The sequence below is a fragment of the Bartonella sp. AP4SXKL genome (genome assembly GCF_042195845.1).
Taxonomy (GTDB): Bacteria; Pseudomonadota; Alphaproteobacteria; order Rhizobiales; family Rhizobiaceae; genus Bartonella.
Genome location: NZ_JBHIPA010000015.1, coordinates 1 through 18,623, shown reverse-complemented (window position 1 = coordinate 18,623; position 18,623 = coordinate 1). Strand labels below are relative to the sequence as shown.

Below are 18,623 nucleotides of genomic sequence, written 5' to 3'. Positions count from 1 at the left end.
CAGGAGAAGATCGTTTGACAAAAATTCGGACTGCGTACAGAGCCGATTGAGTTAAGATCTTAGTCCTTTAAGGTGAGCGGCGGAAGATAAAAATGTTTTCTGATCGTTTATCTCATAGCAAGATTGGTTAATGCTGCTCTAATGGGGCATGTTTTGCACAAAAGTAAAGAACGCTCCAAAAGAAATATACTTATGTTGTATATTAGTATATTTGTATTGCATATTTATGTACTTGTTTTAAAGAAATATCTCTTAACGCACACGAAAGACATTTTACGATGACATTCGTAAATGGTATAACGGTAAATGTGAATAGTATAACAGTAAAGCTCTCATGAAATAATATAAACTTTGAATAATATAAAAATCTATAAAATGCTATCATCTTTATACTTATGAAAGAGCAAGTCACAATCATCGTACGCTTGCTTCCAATGTTTATTATAGTTCTTGGCATTTGCTAAGGTTCATAAGAAGTCTTTTTCTTTCAGCGTATTTTATCAACACATCAGGGCGTTGTTTGTGATGTGCAAGCAAGTGATGTTAATTTATTCAACATGGAATAGATTTGAAATGTGATGATTATGAAAGAGAAAAGCCGCATTTAGAAGGTTAAAAACGAGAGAAAGTTCGTAACAAAAATTGTACCTTGATTATAAAATGATTGTTTCTCTGTTTTTATACTAGTAGCGCATGTAAAGTCGCGATATTAAGAGCAAACTGTGTTATGGAATGAAATAATCTATAGGAAGATGCTGTGAAAATTCTGAAAATATCAATGGGTGGAGCGTTAAGCATTATGCATTGGATAATATTTTAATTTATAATGATAATCTATCATTATTTAACTTGAATTAGATTCCTTAATACTGGAAATTTTTTCATTCCAAATCTGTTTCGTGGTGAATTAACTAAAACAATGTCTTTTGCAGTTACAAGCAGGGAGCCCCGATGCGCAGAGAAATTGTACAAGAAAGGCCATGCTTTATGAACCGTCTCAAGTGCCAAGGGTATCAGAACATAAGGGGTTAGAAAAATATGTGATGGTGCTGGCTTGCTTCTTTTATTAAGCGTAAAGATGGAAAGTGCTCAATGGATTTTATACATGTCATGGAAGATTTATCATTATACCATTGATGGGTCGCGGTGCGAAATAGGCTTGGGTGCACTTAAGAGATATTTCTTTAAAACAAGCGCGTAAATATGCGATTGAAGACGTATCGAACTGATTGGCTAAGAAACTCTTGAAAAGGTTCAAAAAATCTTATATAGTCGTTCATTGCAAAGAAAAGCGAATGATAATTTAAAAAAGGAAGATTGATGGCTGTTTAGCTATTTGAAGATGTCTTTTTTATATTGCTGTATGGCTGATCTGTTCAAAAGAACATTCTTTTTGTGTTTTATGCGAAATACTGCATGTGTGCAGAAAGAGCATGGGAGAGGGGGTGTCCTTTTGAATGGGTGCAAACTGATCTTGTTGGGCGCCATCTTATGGGGCGCTGGAAGGTATACAAGTTTAAGTGCAGAGAGAGCCATAAGGTTATGGAGGGTAAAGTGCTTCTATCAGTAAAATGCTGAAATTTTTAATGGGCTTACGTCTTTATATGCTGCAAGATAGGCTGCGGTTTTTTGTCGGCAGATATTTTTGTGGCTGAAGTTCTCGTGAAAGCATTGTTATTTTCTGTTGAAGATGAGCTCGTGATAAAATCGGCAAAGATAAAATCGGCAAGGCGAAATAGACAGAGCAAATATGGAAGTTTCGATATTGCTGGAAGGTTTAAGTCTATAGCGTTTTTATGGATTAGTATAGCCGCAATGATGGTTTTGGAGCAAAGCAAGAAAAATATTTGAGAGAACGCGTTGAAAGTTGAAGTGGTATACGCTTTGAAGGATTGTCGTGCTGTTGTTTGAGCAATGTTTGCACCACGAGCTTGGTTGAGTGTATCAGCATTGAAGAGAACCTGTTTAGTCTCCCTCATTTGAAAGTAAGATTGAACAATAGTGTTGAAGGGGAAGTAAAAATGTCTGTAGTGCAATATGGTGATGATAGTTTTGCGGCAAAAGCAAAAGTTCTTGATAACAACCTTATTGATCGTGATTGGGCGATGACAAAATTTGTTGCTGCTGTTAAAGGATTAGCTCAAGTTGTTGATTATGAAAGCAATATGCTAGAGAGCAGTGGTGTTCCAGATTACGAAGAAATAAATTTGCGTAAAATACGTGGTTTGCGTGATCTTAATAAATCCATGAGTGATGTGAAGCGCTATATGAATCAAGATATTGAGCATGAGGTTGAAAGTTTGTTGTCTGATTTACAAGAAAAATTACAGCGTAATAGTGAATTACTTCAAACACATTTAAATGCAGTTAATGATCTTTCTAGAGCTATACAGCTATCTGGACGTGCAAAAGAAATAGAGGAATAAATTCAAATCTGATTAATACGGGCTGTTCTAAGTAATGACAATAATTAGGTAGGGCAGTTGATTTGGATAAATAGTGCGTTTAGTGAGTAGACTTGTTTTAAGTGCATTTGGATATTTAAATTATTATCCTGATGTACTGTAAAACGCTGTTCTTAAAACAGTGTCTTTTAAGGTGTCGTGATGTGAACCGCATGCTGTGGGAAGCTGGCTGGAAGAGGACTAAGAGAAGGCGGATTATTTACAGAGCATTGTTTGCAGACTGAGTTAATAGGGAGCTTCATTTTTTAGTTTAGGGAAGGCGATTAAGAGGATATTTAGACCAGCCTGTGATGCCTTAAAAACAGCTTCCTTGGGGGTGTGGTAATGTAAGGTTTATACATTGAGTCTTTTGCTTGCATTTAGCAGATCTGGCGGCGACTTACTCTTCCTTGCTTTAAGGCAAAGTACTATCAGCGCTGGAGTGTTTCACGGCCGAGTTCGGGATGGGATCTGGTGCGTTCACTCCGCCATAACCACCAAGTCAGCAAAAAGCATGAATGATGAAGAGTATGTGATGAATATTGCCTATAAGCTTCATGGAATATTGTCCTTTAAAGTGTGGTGATATGACGCGGTTCGTTGTTTAAATCTATATGCTTGAGATAAAAATTAAAGCGGTTTATTATTTCCTTCTGCTGTTTTTAGTTTTTGTATGTCAGATTGGAGAGAGCATCCAGATCTGAGTGGATATAGTGCGTATATCTTTGTTGGCGTAATATTTGAAATGGGGAGGCAATCTCATTGGGAAAGAATAAAGAGGTAGAAATCAGCTTCCCTCTGTTCCGCCGTTCTTTAATTTAGCTTTATGTCTTTCAAAAGTATCTAAAGCACTATCTGTTAAATAATGAAGATTCAGCATTGTTTCACGCTTTTTTTATTGTGTTTTTTACTGCGGGCATGTCCTTCATGCACGACAAAATACTCAAAATAGAATGGATTTGTTATTCCTAATTCACGGCCTTGTTTTAAAGAGATATCTAAGCTCTCAAGTCTATTTTGTGATGGTGTTTGTGGGGCGGCGCAACGACATCTTTGATGCAACGGTGCTTGTGAATGGTATAATAAGAAAGTTCCCATGGAAATAATATAAAATCTATAGGGCGCGACCATCTTTATGCTTAATAAAAGAGCAAGTTGATATTGTTATATTTTTCAACACTGTCATATTCTTTGTTTGATCCCAATGTTGCTACAGCCCTTGGCACTTGAGATAGTTCATTAGAGGCATTTTTAATCCTTTCTTAATAGTTTTTTATCCCTATGGCTCTTCCCCCTTGTCACTTGTAAGAGATATGGTTTTTGTTGATTCAACATGGAACAGGTCTAAAATGAAAGAATCTGACGATATTCTGGATTCTCATTTAACATGGAAAACAATTAATTGTCTTTATAAATCAATATCTTGTCTTATAATGGAGCTGCTGTAGCATTGAGATTTTAGAGGAAAAACTTGCCTTTAAGAATTTATACCAGATACTAGTCTTTATAGCAGGTATATTAAATGTACATCATCTAAAATAAATGGAGCGTCCACAGCGAAGAAGGGGCTGACTTTTTTTAAATCGGCATAAATGCTTATTCTGTTGTGCTGTAAAAACATCATCGCTTGAGGTGTGGTGATAATATAAGACATAAAATTTTATGCATGGGGTATTTTGATGAGAGAATGTTATGGTATTTAGTTTTTTATTCAATATGCAAAAGAAATATTATAAGTCAAAATCTTCTTTGATGTGATAATGATTTTTGAGAATTAAAAAATATATAAATTTAAATAAAAAAGCAGCACTTTGTGCTGCCTTTTTTATTTAAGTTAAAATTAACTTCTGCTTTAGAAACGATAACGTATTCCGCCAGACAAATTGGTGCCAGATACACCGGCTTTTTGCAGTTTTTGCCGATAGCTGATATCGGCGTTTAGTACGATATTTTGAGAAAGATATGCATTCACCCCCATGCCTCCCTCAACTGAAGAGCCGGTAGGATCAACATGAAAGGTATCAGCAATTTTTATTGTTTTACCATCGCCAAAAGTTCTGATAACATTCATTTTACCATAGAAGGAAACAGCCTTGTTTTCTTCAACAGCCATTATCGTTTTTGTTAAACGTCCACCAAAACGGATCAACCATTGATGTGGATTGCCCATGTCTACTTTTAAGCCATTGGTATCTGAGAAAATATCAAACATGAGATTTTGATAAATGAATTGAGCTTGTGGTTCAAAGACCAGCCCTTTTGTATTGGTTGCTAATTTCTGACCAATGGTTGCAGATATATTAAGCATCTCGGTACCATCCAATTTGGCGGCATTTCCAACAAGAGCTGTGGTAATATTTCCTTTTAAGGTTCCGTAAGAAAGAAGTGTGTTTAGATATATACCATTGCTATGTTGGATGCTGCTGTAAGCGGCAAGAGACCATTTATCAAGAGTTGTCTTTTCAGAATCTTGCATCTTTTTTGGCGTAAAGGCAAGTTTTCCGTATGTTCCTAAAAGACCAAAATGTGTGCTTATGTCTTTACCTTCCAAGGCGGCTAATATGACACCTAGTTGTAAAGCAGTATAGTTTACATCAGCACCATAGCCATAATGTAATGGATCGCGGTTGGAAGATAAGGTGACTTTCTCGCCATAGGAAGAGAAAAAGATACCATTTTTTTTATTGTCTTTTGCCCCAAATACTGTTGTGCGCATATTGTCTAACAACGTGTTTTGATTGTTTACATCAGTAAATCCAGCAGAAAACAAAGTATTAGATATGGTTAAATAGTTTGCTACCTGTGGTAAAAGGGCTCGAACCTTTTTATCCTTATCAATGTAGGCATTCTGTAAGCGAAAATCCCAGAAATTACTGTTTTTACCAAAAAGATTTTGGCTCTCATGAGATGTTCCAGGTTTATAGCCTGTAAGTACATACTTATAAGGTTGTTTCCCTATTGTCATATAGTTTCCTGCTAACGTGAAGGAATTTTCATTTGCTTGTCCGGAAACTTGAATGATTGAAATCCCATGTGTCCCTAAAGGAAGTGAAGCCATCGTCTCTTCCCAAACAGCAGAGCTATCGGTTATTTTTTTATCTGTTTCTTGGAGATTGATGTGAACAACAGTACTCCCTGAGACATCACCATTAATCACAATGCGATCAGTCTGTTGCTCCGTGATAGGAGAATGTTTATCCCATTGAGTGTTTACATAAATTTCTGCAACACCTGTTGTACTATAAACCGCTGCTGTGTGGGTCGTTTCGTCTTCTTGCGAAAGATTAGGTCCTATAAACAGAGTTTGATAATGTCCCTCAATGGGCTTGTCAAACATAATGGCGCTGTTTGTAAGGTGCAATTCAGAAAGATTAGAGTATGATTTTTCATCAACACCAAACTGTCTATAGTCATTTAAAATATTATCATTATTTGTGGCATTTTTATTCGCCTTTAAAAGCCATTTCGTCCCCTCTTTTAGATCAAAAACTGTTCTATTATCTTTAGAAGTTCTTACCCGACCTTCTAAAGAAGAGTGGTCTGAAACTAATGTAATAGTGTTTGTGGAGGCACTTTCGTTCTTGATATTTTTTAATAAAATATCGGCATGGACTTCTGAATTTTTAAGGTTGACTTCTCCGTCTACGCCTGTTCCATAAAGGTTGATACCGCTACCATGTTCAACAAAAAGCTTTGTATTCTCTAGGATTACTTTATCTTTATTAGGAATAGCTTGTTCTTGAACGACATTGTTATTCCTTTCAGCATTGCGTGTATATCGTTTTCTAGGGGTATAGTATTGATTATTGCGGAAAATAATACCGTCTGCTTCATAATTTCCCGTGACGTGTACGCTTGAATCCTTAAGTTTGATTGTGCCCCTCATGTTTAGCAAACCAGCTGTTTCTGCTGTTGCAGTAATACCTGTAGCATCAATTTCTCCACCATCTGATACGCTTAGTGCAACAAAACGTGCATCAACTGTTCCTCCTATCATGTTGACTTTTGAATTATTTCCATCTGCATGTACAGCAAAACCATTGTCTTGAATTTTTTTGTTATGTAGCGTTATGGTCTTACCGTTTGTAGCCTCAACTCCAGAGCTTATATCCTCAATTTGTGTAGACTTTTCAGGTTGTTTTGTTGGTGATATTGGTTTTTCAAGCTCTGATTTTGCAGATATTTTTTGTGCAGATGAAGATTGCACTGGCGCTGGTTTTGCAGAGCTTGGTGGTACCAGTAATGCTGGGTTTTCAGTTTCTACTCTTAAAGATATTGGCTGTGCGAGTTCTGGTTCATTAGATGTTGGTATTTGCTCTGTTGTTGGTTTTGTAGGTTCCGTTCTTGTAGGTTCAGACTTTGTAAGTGCTGGTTGTAAATTCGGTGAAGGTTGTGTAGGTTCTGGCTGTGAAGACACAGCAGAATTCGATAGTGTTTTTTCGCTGGAAGAGTCTGCAGAAGAGGAGGGCGCCCCTGAACGTCTTCTAGATTTTGCTTCCATTCCTGTTGTTGAAGATTGTATAATAGGAGTGTTTTGTGTTGTAGGGTTAGATTGTACACCTTCTGTAACTTTAGTCTTTGGTGTTTGTGTACTTCCTTGACTAAGATCAGAGTTTTGTTTTGAAGAAGAAATTATATTTCCAGCTGAATTTCCTTCAAGTTGTGTTTTGGGAGGTAGAGTGCTTGTAGAAGTAGGCGTTGTAAGTTTACTTTCTGTAGAAATAGGGCTTGCGCTCTTTCTTGTGGAGCTAGGTGCTGTAGGGGGAAGGAGGCCATTAGGGGTTGAAGATGGATATGATGGCATAATTCGCCCGATTCCATCATATGGATCTTTATACGGATCAAAAACTCCGGATAGATTTATTTGTGACTTGACATGAGCAGGTTGTAGAGAAGAAGAATCTATCGTTGTTGATGGATTTGTACTATGAATAGCATAAGACATACTGGTGGAAGAACAAAACAGAACTCCGGAAACTGTGTATAGTAAGAAGCTTTTTTTCATATGGATGTATTCCTAAAATATTTCTCCCCTCTCTCATAAAAAATAAAACTTTGGCCTCATTATGTCTCTTTTGTAAGAGACAAAACGAAACATAATGAGAGCGCGTTATATTTCAAGATAGGAATACAAGTATTTTTAAAAGTGATAGCGCATTCCAGCGGCAATATTTATTGCAGAGATGCCAGCTTTTTTGAATTTATGTTGATAGCTGATATCACTATGAAGCTCTATATTTTGCGATAAGTGCGCCTGAATACCAAAACCACCTTCAATTAAAGATTCCATAGCAGCAAGCGAAAAGTTTTCACTAAAAGTTTTGATCATGTTCAGTTTTCCGTAGAAGGAAAGGGCATGGCCTTTGTTTTGTGTCAAACGTCCACCAATACGGAGCAACCATTGATGAGGTTTGCTTATGTCTATTTTAGAGTTATCGCCATCTGATTTAGAGTTATCGTCATCTGAGAAAGAGCTCTTATCTGATAAAGAACCAAGCATGAGACGTTGATAAACAAGTTGTGCTTGCGGTTCTAGGATTACACCTTCAAAACTGGTTGACAGTTTTTGACCAACAGTTGCAGCGGCTCCTAATGTTTTACTATTCTTCACTTTTGAGGTATGTTTGATGAGAGCTGTAGCGTGATTTTCTTTGAAAATTCCATAAGAGAGAAATGCACTTGCATAGATGCCACTGTCATGCTGAATATTTCCATATGCGGTGAGTGACCATTTATCAAACATATTTTTTTGAAAGCTCTCCTTGTTTTTAGGAGTAAAAGATAATTTCCCATATGTTCCGAAAAGACCAAAGTTGCTGCTGATATTTTGATCTTTTAGCGCTATTAGTGTTGCTCCTGCTTGCAATGCAGCATAGCGAATATCTGCTTGGATACCATCTTGTTTTGCTTGAACCTTAGAAGAAAAGGTGCTTTTATTGCCATAAGAGGATAAGAAAACGCCTCTCTCTGGATGATCTTTGGGCTCAAACATTGTTATTTGCATATTGTCTAACAAGATATTTTGATTGTTGACATCACTAAACCCAACAGCAAACATCGCAATAGGCATGGTTAAAGAACTTTCTCCTTGTGGTGTAAGAGTTGTGCTTTTTGCTGTTCCATCAAGAGAAGTAGAAGCTGCGGTTGCTTTATCATCATCTGTAAGTTTAGAGGTGCTCTCTGTAGCCGCGGTAGCAGTATTCTCAACCTTTGGGAGCAATTTCATATGCGCTTTTTCTGATGTATTAAGAGTCGTTTTTGATTCCGAGGAAGTGGTGTTTGTTTGGGGATCAATATCAGATTGCGAATTTTCATTTATTGTAGGCCGTGTAATTCCATGCTTTGTTCTTGTGGATGAAGTGCTCTTTGGAGGAGGGGATGTTTTTTCTTTTCTCTCCACGTTGGTTATTCCATCCGCGTTCAAAGTCTCTAATACTGCTTTGCGTAAAGCATCAGAAAGTTCTTTGTTTTGTCCTTGTAAGGCAGTATCCACTTGTGCCGCCTTATGTAATATTTCTGCTGTATTTTGCAGTTTGTGCCAATCACGATTGTCTTGGCTTACCCATTGTTGGTGTGCAGCATTAACACGCTGTTGGTTATCAGCTTCAAGGATTGCTGCCGCCTTTACGGCATCGGAAACTGCTTTGTCGTAGCCACGTAATAAATTTTCTCTTGTTTTTAATCGATTCTGACGTAATTGTTCAAGTTTTGCTCTGGCTTGCATCATGATTTGCATATCTTGATGGTGTTTGTTTGCCATGGCTTGGGCACGTATATTATCCATTTCACGGTTCACCACGTTTATATGAGCACCAGAACCATAACGACCTGCACCTGCAAAAGAGCTGTTAATCGTATCTCTTACACGATCCATATGATTTTCAAGTGCTTGGTTGAAGTGCGCATTATCTTCCATCATGGCGCCAGAGGCTATCTTTTCAAGATTTTTTTCTGCTTGTGTTGGTGTGTTTATTAAATCAATGGCATGGCGATATTGTTCAGGTAATTTCATAATCCCTTCAATGGCATGGCGTTCCTGGGGGCTTAGACCAGAGGCGGTGCTGGTAGATGTGAAGTTAAAAGAAGAAAAAAATAAAGCACAAGCGGCTGTACATAACAAAAGATTCTTATGCATAGAGATGTTCCTTAAGATATTTTCTTTATTTTGCTAAAAATGAACCACTTTTTGACACATTACGGTTTTTTGTAATGTAGTTAAGCAGCACTGTTTTCATCTCAGCGCTGCTTATGCGTCAAAATAGAGAGCTAAGATTTCTAAAAGCGATAACGCATTCCTCCGGAAAAATTAATTCCAGAGAACCCAGCTTTTTGAAGTTTATGTTGGTAATTAACGTCAGCATGAAGTGCGATATTTTTAGAAAGCTGCGCGTTAATGCCAAGCCCACCTTCAAGGGAAGAGCCCATAGAATCGAGATGGAAAGATTCCATAACATCGATAGCGCGCTTCTCACCAAAAGCTTTGATGACATTCAATTTACCATAAAAAGAAAGAACACGATCTTTTTCAATAGGAAGCATTGTTTTTGTTAAACGCCCTCCAATACGGACCAACCATTGATAAGGGGGCTTTATATTAACTTGGAAGCCATCAATATCTGAAAGAGTGCCAAAGGCAATATGTTGATAAATAAGTTGTGCTTGTGGTTCAAAAGACAGCCCTTCAACACCAGTTGCTAGTTTTTGTCCAACGGTAGCTGATATATTTAATGTATCCGTATTGTTTAATTCTGTGGTGTTGCCGATAAGGGCTGTTGTAATATGTCCGTTTAAAATGCCGTAGGAGAAAAGTGCATTAATATAGAGACCATTGTCATGGTGGAGATTCCCATATACCGTAAAGGACCATTTATCCAGTATGCTTTTGTCAGAACCTTCCATGTCCTTTGGCGTAAAAGCGAGCTTTCCATATGTGCCTAAAAGACCAAGATTCGCGGTTATATTTTGATTTTCTAACGTTGTTAATGTCATGCCTGCTTGTATAGCAGCATAGTGAACATTAGCACCATAACCATATTCCAATGGACTACGGCTGGAAGATAACGTCATCTTGTTGCCATAAGTCGATAAAAATATCCCTTTTTGTTTATGACCTTCTAATCCAAAAACTGTTGAGTGCATATTATCTAACAGTGTATTTTGATTGTTTATATCAGCCAAGCCAGAGGAGAATATTGCATTATGCATAACCAAATAGCTTGCCATTTGAGGAACAAGAGCTTTGATTTTTCCTTCATCATCAAGAGTCGCATTTTGTAGACGGAAATCCCAAAACTCTTCACTTTCTTGCAAGAGACTTTGCTGTTTGTCAGCTCTCCCACGGCTGGATGTTGGTCCATAGCCATTTAATACATATTTATAGGGCAATCCACCCATTGTAGTGTAGCCATTTGCCAGCGTGAAGGCGGCTTCCTCTGCTTTTCCAGACACCTGAACAAGTGAGAGACCACGCGCATTCAAAGGAATTGAAACTTCATCATTATCGAATGGTTCTGCACGCTTTGAAAGATTGTTGAAATAGATCGTTGTGGTGCCTGAGACATTACCATGAACGAGAACACGGTCAGTTTTTTGTTGTTCTTTTATAAGACCATTACTCCATTCGGTATTAAAGTAAATCCTTGCGTTGCCCAATGCATTGTAAACCGTTGTTGCATCGAAGCTTCTGTTTTGCTCTGCTTTTGCAGCTTCAGCTGTTGGCTGTTTTCCCACATGCAAGGTTTGATATTGATTGTCTGCTAGTTTATGCGGCGCATTAAATATAATAGAGCTATTATTAAGGTTCAATACTGAGACAATAGACTGTGCACGTTGTTTAATATCAGTGAGCAAGTATCCTTTAGAGCTGTCAAATTCTTTGTCTACTTCAAATTGACTAATCTTTAGGGACCACTTGCTGTTATTGTTGAGAGTAAAAATCGTTGTATTTTGAGGTAAAGTCTTTGCTCGTCCTTCTATAATCGAATTGTCAGCGCTTAATATAAAAGTGCGAGGATCGATATCTTTTGAGTTTTCTGGGATTTTATTTTTTAATAATATATCAGAACGAATTTCTGAACTTTTAAGTTCTACCTCAGCAACAGATTTTGCATAATCTGGTCCTAGAATACCAATACCATTTTCAACAAGAAGTTTTGTGTTGGTAAGAATTGCTTTATTGATAACTTTTTCGCCCTCTTTTACTTGGGAACTTGGGATGTAATCAAAAAGGATACCACGACTTTTGTGATGTCCGGAAACATTAATGATTGAATCTTCAATATGGATGATGCCGTTTGAAATTTCTAAACCACGGGAATTTGATTTTCCTACAGTTTTTTTAGCATGAATACGTCCACCTGTTGTTGCGGTAAATAAATTTGAGTCTGAACGCATTGTTGAATTTGTAATGGTGATAAAGGCTTTGTCATCAGCAACCACTGTTGTATATGCGCTGCGGATAAAAACGTTATTAAAGGTTTTTTCTTCTCCTGCTTTATCCGCACGAGCCATAACCATTGTAGGAGCTGATGTATTTGCATAAGTTGAACCGAAATGAGAAAAAATCAAAGTTCCAGCAATTGTACATAACAAAAAATTTTTCTTATAAATATATTTCTTACACATAGATATGCCTTTAGTATTTGGTATGCTTTGATGCTTACTTCATTCCCCTGATGGCGCAAGTACCCAGACAGTTTCTATATCATTATGTTTTTATTGTAAACAACAAAACGAAATATTGTATCGTGTTCTTTATCGTTAAAAAAATGATTTTAGAAGAGCTTTTAAAATAAAAATTGCAGTTAGAAACTATGAATTGCAGAAAAGCTAGATTGATCAGTATTCCGTTTAAAAGTGTTAAGAAACAAAATATTTTGCAAGGATGTTTGTTGCTTAAGGCTGTTGTTATGGAAACTCTACAAAGTTTTTGGAGAAGCTGTTGTTGTGTGCTTACAAAAAGCTTTTAATTGATTTTCTTACACAGAGAATTATTTATTACGTGTTTTAAAATACAAAAAATTTTATTAAAAGCATTTGATTTTTATAAATCAAAAAGGCAGCTCTCTTGAGAATTCAGTATTCATTTAGAGATAACAGATTTTATTACATTTGGTTTGAGTGAGATTAATTGGCTCAAGAAAGGTGGTAGAAAGAATAGTTGTTAACGGTTCTTTCCGATAGATTGTAAAAAGGCAGCACATTTGCACTGCCTTTTATTAAAATGAATAGAATATAAATTGTTTTTTGCGTTTTCTTAAAACTGATAGCGTATTCCACCTGAAAAGCTTGCTCCAGATATACCAGTTTTTTGAAGCTTATATTGATAGTTAACATCAGCATGAAGGGCGATATTTTGTGATAATTGTGCATTTACACCAAATCCACCTTCAAGGGCAGCTCCTATAGAATCAAGGTGGAATGGTTCACCAATCTGTATCGTACCATTGTTAGAAAAAGCTTTAACAACGTTTAGTTTACCATAGAAAGAAAGAATACCGCCGTTTTCAATAGAAAGCTTCGTTTGCGTTAAGCGTCCACCAACACGCACTAAGTATTGATAAGGATTTCCCATATCCACATCAAAGCCATCGACATCTGAGAGTGTGCCAAGCATGAGGCGTTGATAAACAAGTTGTGCTTGTGGTTCAAAGACCAATTCTTTCTTACTGGTTTCGAATTTTTGTCCAATGGTTGCTGATGCTCTGAATGTATCAGCATTTTTCAATTCTGCAGTCTTTCCTATGAGAGCTGTGGTGATATCTCCCTTGAGCATTCCATAGGAGAAGAGCGCATGGATGTATATCCCATTATTATGGCGCAGCCCACTATATGCAGCAATTGACCATTTATTGAGTGTACTCTTGTCAGCACCTTCCATGTCTTTAGGGGTGAAAGCTAATTTCCCATATGTCCCTAAAAGACCAAAATTGGTGGTCATGTTTTGATCTTCTAGAGCTGCTAATGTAATGCCTGCCTGTAAAGCTGCATAGTGAATATCGGCACCATAGCCATATTGTAATGGCGTACGGTGAGAGGATAATGTCATCTTATTTCCATAAGTCGAGAATAAGACTCCTTTGTTTTTATGATCTTTTGTCTCAAAGGTGTTTTCCTGCATCGAGTTGAGTAAAGTGTTTTGATTGTTTATATCAGCCAGTCCAGCTGAGAATAGTGCGTTAGGCATGGACAAATAGCTTGCCACTTGAGGAACGAGAGCTCTGATCTTTCCCTCATTATCGAGAGTCGCATTTTGCAAGCGAAAATCCCAGAAATTTTGATTTTTTTCCAAAATGTTTTGTGCGTTGTTTGCTTGTCCAAGGGATGATGAACCGGTATTTTGCGCTTCTTTCTCTTTTGGTGAAACGCCTTCAATCATTTTTCCTAATTCTGATATCGTATAGATTGTGTAGTCTTTGAGGGTATTTTCTTTTGATTCTTGTGATATTCCGCTAAAATGACTTTGTGTGCTATCGGCTGTCCCATGGCTGGATGTTGGACCATAGGCTTTGAGTATATATTTATAGGGCAATCCCTCCATTGTGGTGTAGCCGTGTGCAAGTTTGAAGGAATCTTCATTTGCATTTCCAGAAACTTGAATGAGTGAAAGACCACGCATATTTGAGGAAACAGAATCTTCAGCTTTTAATATCTCACCTTTCGCAAGGTTCTTGATATGGACTGTTGTGCTGCCTGATACATCACCATGAATAAGGAGGCGGTCAGTTTTTTGCTGTTCTTTTACTAGACCATCACTCCATTCAATATTAAAATAAATTTTTGCATCGCCTGTGGCATTGTAAACTGTATTATAAGTGCTTTCTATATCGGGGATTGTACTTCCCTCAGGTCTACGAACCTCAGCTGTTCGCCCTACATACAAGGTATGATAATGATCTTTTTCCCGCCCTTGTGGTGTCTTAAATATGATAGAACTATTATTAAGATTCAGTACTGAAACGGTAGAAAGGGCTCGTTGTTTAATATCACTGAGCTCATAGTTAAATACATTAAAGTCAGTATCGACTTCCTCTTGAGAGGTCTTTAAGTACCATTTGCTCTTGTTATTCAGAGTCAAAACCGTTGTATTGACTTTTAAAGTTCTTGCTCGTCCCTCTATTGTTGAATTATCAGCGGTTAATGCTAAAGTTACAGGAAGAGTATCGTTATCATAATATTTACGTTTCGTTTTATTTCTCAATAATACGTCAGATCGAATTTCTGAGTCTTTAAGTTGAACTTCAGCAACGGCTTTTGAGCAGTAGGGACCAAGAATACCGGTACCGTTTTTCACAAGAAGTTTTGTATTGCTAAGAACAATCTTATTGACAACTTTTTCTCCACTTTTCAGTGAAGAATCTTTTGTTTCATAAAAAACGATACCACCGGCACCTCCTCGTTGGACGGTTATGGTTGAATCTTCGACGTCGATTATACCATTCTTTGTTTCTAAACCTTTATACACTGTATTGACTTCAATTTCTTTAGCATGAATGCGTCCACCTGCTGATACAGAAAGTGCAGACATTTCCGTGTGTATTGTTGATTTTACAATTGTGATAGCTGCTTTATCATGCGCTAATATTCCAGGTCCTTTATCGCGGACAAGAACATTATTTAAAGTCTTTTCTTCTCCCTTATTTAATTCAATCTTCCCAAAAATTCCAGGAGTTTCAGGAGCCGATGTATTTGCATAAGTTGAACCGAAATGAGAAAAAATCAAAGTTCCAGCAATTGTACATAACAAAAAATTTTTCTTATAAATATATTTCTTACACATAGATATGCCTTTAGTATTTGGTATGCTTTGATGCTTACTTCATTCCCCTGATGGCGCAAGTACCCAGACAGTTTCTATATCATTATGTTTTTATTGTAAATAACAAAACGAATTATATTGATGGTCTACTCTATGATTTGAAGTTTTGCTTCAGAAAAACTTTTTTCATGATCATAAAAAGTCGAGAAAAGTGGATTTCATAAAACCTAGCTTGGTTAAGCTTATGCTAAAAGCACTATGAAGTATGATATTTAAAAACTGTCTATTAAAGATAATCGCTATAAAAGCTCTATAGCGTTGAGATGTATTATTTGATGCACTAACCAAAACGATCAGCAAATTTTCTCTGCTATAAGAAGAAGAGATGAGGGGGCTATTCACAGGCTTTCTTTAAAGAGGCTAAGGGTACCAAAGTCCATTTTTCTAAGTCCGCACCGTCCATTTCGCGGCGGCGGCCCGTGAAGGGTATAACGCTAAAGCTATAGAGTCCCATCATCTTTACGCTTACGAAGGAGCAAGCCGATACCTTTACGTTTAATAAAAGAGCAAGCCCATCACACATTTTGCTAGCTCCCAATGTTTGTGACAAGCTCTTGACACTTGAGGCGGTTCATGAGAAGAATTCTCAGGCTTTTCTTATATAACTTTTCTCCACACACCAACCCTGCTTGTAACGTGCAAGTGAATGATTTTGATTAGTTCAACATGGAACAGATTTTAAATGAGAGAAATTTACGATATTCAAGATTTTAATTCAATATGAATAACGCTAAATTATGATTATAAATCAATATTTTGAATATTCAATTTAAAACATCTTTTATTTATACAAAAAGAACTTTATTGAGTGATTTCATTTTATAAATGAAAAAATTAGCTTTCTTGAGCATTTTTGTATATGAAAGATAAAGCGCTTGTTGTTAGATTTTCTTTTCATGCATTAATTTTCTCAAAACTGTTTGTTTAGAAGAACAAGCAATGGAAGTGTAAAGAAATCTTTATAGATAGCGACAACACATCGTAAAGAAAGAAATTATTTTATTGCTATAATAGGTTGTAAATAACAAAAAAATACAGTCCGTTTTTTTGTTAATAGTAAACGGATTAATATGCTTATTTTTTTATAATTTTATATTAAAATTGGTAACGTATTCTATCAGAAAAACTTGTCTCGGCTACACTTCTTTTAAAATTTTTTTTGATAGTTTACATCAATATAGAGAGTTAAATTGTGAAATAATTGTGTATTGTGCTAAACGCACCTTTAACGGCAGAATCTATCGGATTAAGATAAAAATGAATACCAATCTGTTTAGTATCATCAATATCAAAGTTTTTTAAGGAAGTTCACTTTCTCATATAAGGATGGGGTATGATCTTCTACGCTTCTAACAATAGTTTTTGTTAGATACCTACTTATCCGGATTAACTGGGAAGGCTGTCTGATTTAATTTTAAGATTATCAATATGTTAAAAGGCGTTAAAAATCAATTCCTTAGTACACAAATTATGTTTGTGCTTCAAAAGGTTAGTTCTCTGATGATTTTTTGCAAATTTTTGACAAATGATTGTTGAGGCAATTAACATTTTTACAGCATAACTTTAATAGTATTTTTTTATAGAAGTTTTAGAGATATTTGCTGGCCAGATATCATAAGGGAAGAGTGTAGCCATATGAAAACACTATTATGCTCTGTTATGTTGTAGCTATAATTGATGATTTATCCGGTATGCTTGTTTTGCATTTTCTATATCCTTTGGAGTGAATGAGAATGGCTGTAGGTTCCTATCTATTTCAAATGTGCAGTGGTTAACTTTTCATTTTTCTAATATCATCTTTGCTTGGATAGCTCTATGGCGCATATTAGCACCATATCTATCTTCAAAGAGGAGCATAATCAAACGGTAGAGTTGTTGTACTTCCATAAGTGAAAAAGCAAGAAATCTTCTATTTTTTAAGATTTATTCTTAATGCTGTTATCTTTATATTATCTAAAAATACACTTTGCTTAGCTTTATGGGCAAATTCGATGATGAATAGCTGCGCAATCCGTGTGAAGAGGAGGAAAAGCGTATTTAAGTAGAAAAGAAAACACTTCAGGAAAAAATCGATTTCATGTACGAAAAGGCAGCATACTTTGTGACATATTCTAGATAAAAATACCTTATCTTTTATCTTAATAAAAATGGTATAATATGCTGATTTATAATGATAATTTATCGTTGATTTCATTGAGTTAGAGTTCTGAATAACGTAAGATTCTCTCATTTTAAACCTGTTTGTCTTAAATCAAGAAAAACCATTCTCTTGCACACCACAAGCGGGGCTGGCGTGTGGGTAAAAAATGTATAAGAAAGGACAAAAATGGCTCTTATGAATCGTCTCAAGAGCTAAGGGCTTTAGCAACACCCACGAGCTGGAAAATATAATGATGGTGCCGGATTGCTCCTTCACAAACGTAAAGATGGGGGTGCTCAATGGCTTTACCGTTATACCATTCATGGGCGCTGTCGCTAAATGGACTTGGGTGCTTTGAGAGATGTCTCTTTAAAACAAGCTCGTGAATTGGCAACTGGGTGGCGTGCTGTTTTACGTGAGGGGCGTGCCCCCATTAAAGAACGTGAGAAACGAAAACGTGAGGCAATGCGTAATCTCCATTACTTAAAAGACATTGCCTTAGATGCTTTTGAAAGTCGTAAAGCTGAATTAAAAAATGATGGTAAAGATGGAAACTGGTTTTCACCTTTAAAACTCCATATTCTCCCCAAATTAGGCTGTCTGCCTATTTCAGAGATTACACAAACAGAAATACGCAATATCCTCGCTCCCATCTGTCATACAAAAGCTGGAGCTGCTAATACAGCACTGATGCGTCTCAAGCTTTGTTTTAAACATGGGCGTTGCGCGTGGATGTTGATTTTACAGGCAGTAGAAAAAGCAAGGGCTCTCTTAAGGAGGGATAGTGTAGTGTTATTAGGATTTATATAAAGCGAAAAGGCAGCATATTGTGGCTGCCTTTTTTGTTAAATTGAATAGAATGAATAGGCTATTTTTACAGCCTTGATTTAAAACTGATAGCGCATGCCACCTGAAAAGCTTGCACCACTTATACCAGTTTTCTGAAGCTTTTGTTGATAACTTACATCACCATGAAGGGAGAAATTGTGAGACAGTTGCGCATTGATGCCAACGCCGCCTTCAATTGCAGGTCCCATAGGATCAAGGTCAAAATCTCTGCCAATCTGGATGGTACCATTATCACCAAAGGTTTTGATCAAGTTTACTTTTCCATAGAAAGACATTGGACGGTTGCTTTCAGTGGAAATGGTTTTTGTCAAACGTCCACCAACACGGATCAACCATTGAGAAGGATTTTTCATATCAACGGTAAAATTATCAG

8 protein-coding genes, 1 rRNA gene and 1 pseudogene are annotated in these 18,623 nt (G+C 36.6%); 3 read left to right on the top strand and 7 right to left on the bottom strand.

What is annotated here, in order from left to right:
- Positions 1-1,629 precede the first annotated feature (1,629 nt).
- Complete coding sequence (locus tag ACFIMI_RS07855; RefSeq protein WP_375668478.1) at positions 1,630-1,851, top strand: hypothetical protein; 222 nt, start codon at positions 1,630-1,632, stop codon at positions 1,849-1,851.
- Between the two features lie 170 nt (positions 1,852-2,021).
- Positions 2,022-2,426, top strand: a complete 405-nt coding sequence (locus tag ACFIMI_RS07850) for a flagellar protein FlgN (RefSeq protein WP_273790974.1) — start codon at positions 2,022-2,024, stop codon at positions 2,424-2,426.
- A 405-nt stretch (positions 2,427-2,831) separates the two neighbouring features.
- Here the strand turns inward: ACFIMI_RS07850 and rrf are convergent.
- From rrf to ACFIMI_RS07820, 6 genes are all read right to left on the bottom strand, one after another.
- Positions 2,832-2,946, bottom strand: a 5S ribosomal RNA gene (gene rrf / locus ACFIMI_RS07845).
- Positions 2,947-4,296: 1,350 nt separating this feature from the next.
- A complete protein-coding gene (locus ACFIMI_RS07840; RefSeq protein ID WP_375692427.1) occupies positions 4,297-7,449 on the bottom strand; it encodes an autotransporter outer membrane beta-barrel domain-containing protein in 3,153 nt (1,050 codons plus the stop codon).
- Between the two features lie 135 nt (positions 7,450-7,584).
- Positions 7,585-9,579: an autotransporter outer membrane beta-barrel domain-containing protein gene (locus ACFIMI_RS07835; RefSeq protein WP_375692426.1), complete on the bottom strand. Its 1,995-nt coding sequence runs from the start codon at positions 9,577-9,579 to the stop codon at positions 7,585-7,587.
- 140 nt (positions 9,580-9,719) lie between these two features.
- On the bottom strand, positions 9,720-12,068 hold the full coding sequence (locus ACFIMI_RS07830; RefSeq protein ID WP_375692425.1) for an autotransporter outer membrane beta-barrel domain-containing protein: 2,349 nt from the start codon (positions 12,066-12,068) through the stop codon (positions 9,720-9,722).
- A gap of 631 nt (positions 12,069-12,699) precedes the next feature.
- Positions 12,700-15,222: an autotransporter outer membrane beta-barrel domain-containing protein gene (locus ACFIMI_RS07825; RefSeq protein WP_375692424.1), complete on the bottom strand. Its 2,523-nt coding sequence runs from the start codon at positions 15,220-15,222 to the stop codon at positions 12,700-12,702.
- 373 nt (positions 15,223-15,595) lie between these two features.
- The gene (locus tag ACFIMI_RS07820; protein ID WP_375613553.1) at positions 15,596-15,784 is read right to left on the bottom strand and encodes a hypothetical protein; all 189 of its coding nucleotides are present in this window, start codon (positions 15,782-15,784) and stop codon (positions 15,596-15,598) included.
- Between the two features lie 1,803 nt (positions 15,785-17,587).
- On the opposite strand from ACFIMI_RS07820, the pseudogene ACFIMI_RS07815 reads away from it, so the two are divergent.
- A pseudogene (locus tag ACFIMI_RS07815) lies at positions 17,588-18,175 on the top strand (integrase arm-type DNA-binding domain-containing protein); the annotation flags it as partial.
- Positions 18,176-18,288: 113 nt separating this feature from the next.
- Here ACFIMI_RS07815 and ACFIMI_RS07810 read toward each other — a convergent pair.
- Positions 18,289-18,623, bottom strand: a 335-nt coding sequence (locus ACFIMI_RS07810) for an autotransporter outer membrane beta-barrel domain-containing protein (RefSeq protein ID WP_375692423.1), incomplete at its 5' end; no start/stop codon positions are given.

Bases quoted from the DNA above. Each gene is read 5' to 3' on its own strand.
- ACFIMI_RS07850 (WP_273790974.1), top strand. From the start codon at position 2,022: ATGTCTGTAGTGCAATATGGTGATGATAGTTTTGCGGCAAAAGCAAAA.
- ACFIMI_RS07840 (WP_375692427.1), bottom strand. From the start codon at position 7,449: ATGAAAAAAAGCTTCTTACTATACACAGTTTCCGGAGTTCTGTTTTGT.
- ACFIMI_RS07835 (WP_375692426.1), bottom strand. From the start codon at position 9,579: ATGCATAAGAATCTTTTGTTATGTACAGCCGCTTGTGCTTTATTTTTT.
- ACFIMI_RS07830 (WP_375692425.1), bottom strand. From the start codon at position 12,068: ATGTGTAAGAAATATATTTATAAGAAAAATTTTTTGTTATGTACAATT.
- ACFIMI_RS07825 (WP_375692424.1), bottom strand. From the start codon at position 15,222: ATGTGTAAGAAATATATTTATAAGAAAAATTTTTTGTTATGTACAATT.
- ACFIMI_RS07820 (WP_375613553.1), bottom strand. From the start codon at position 15,784: ATGTGTGATGGGCTTGCTCTTTTATTAAACGTAAAGGTATCGGCTTGC.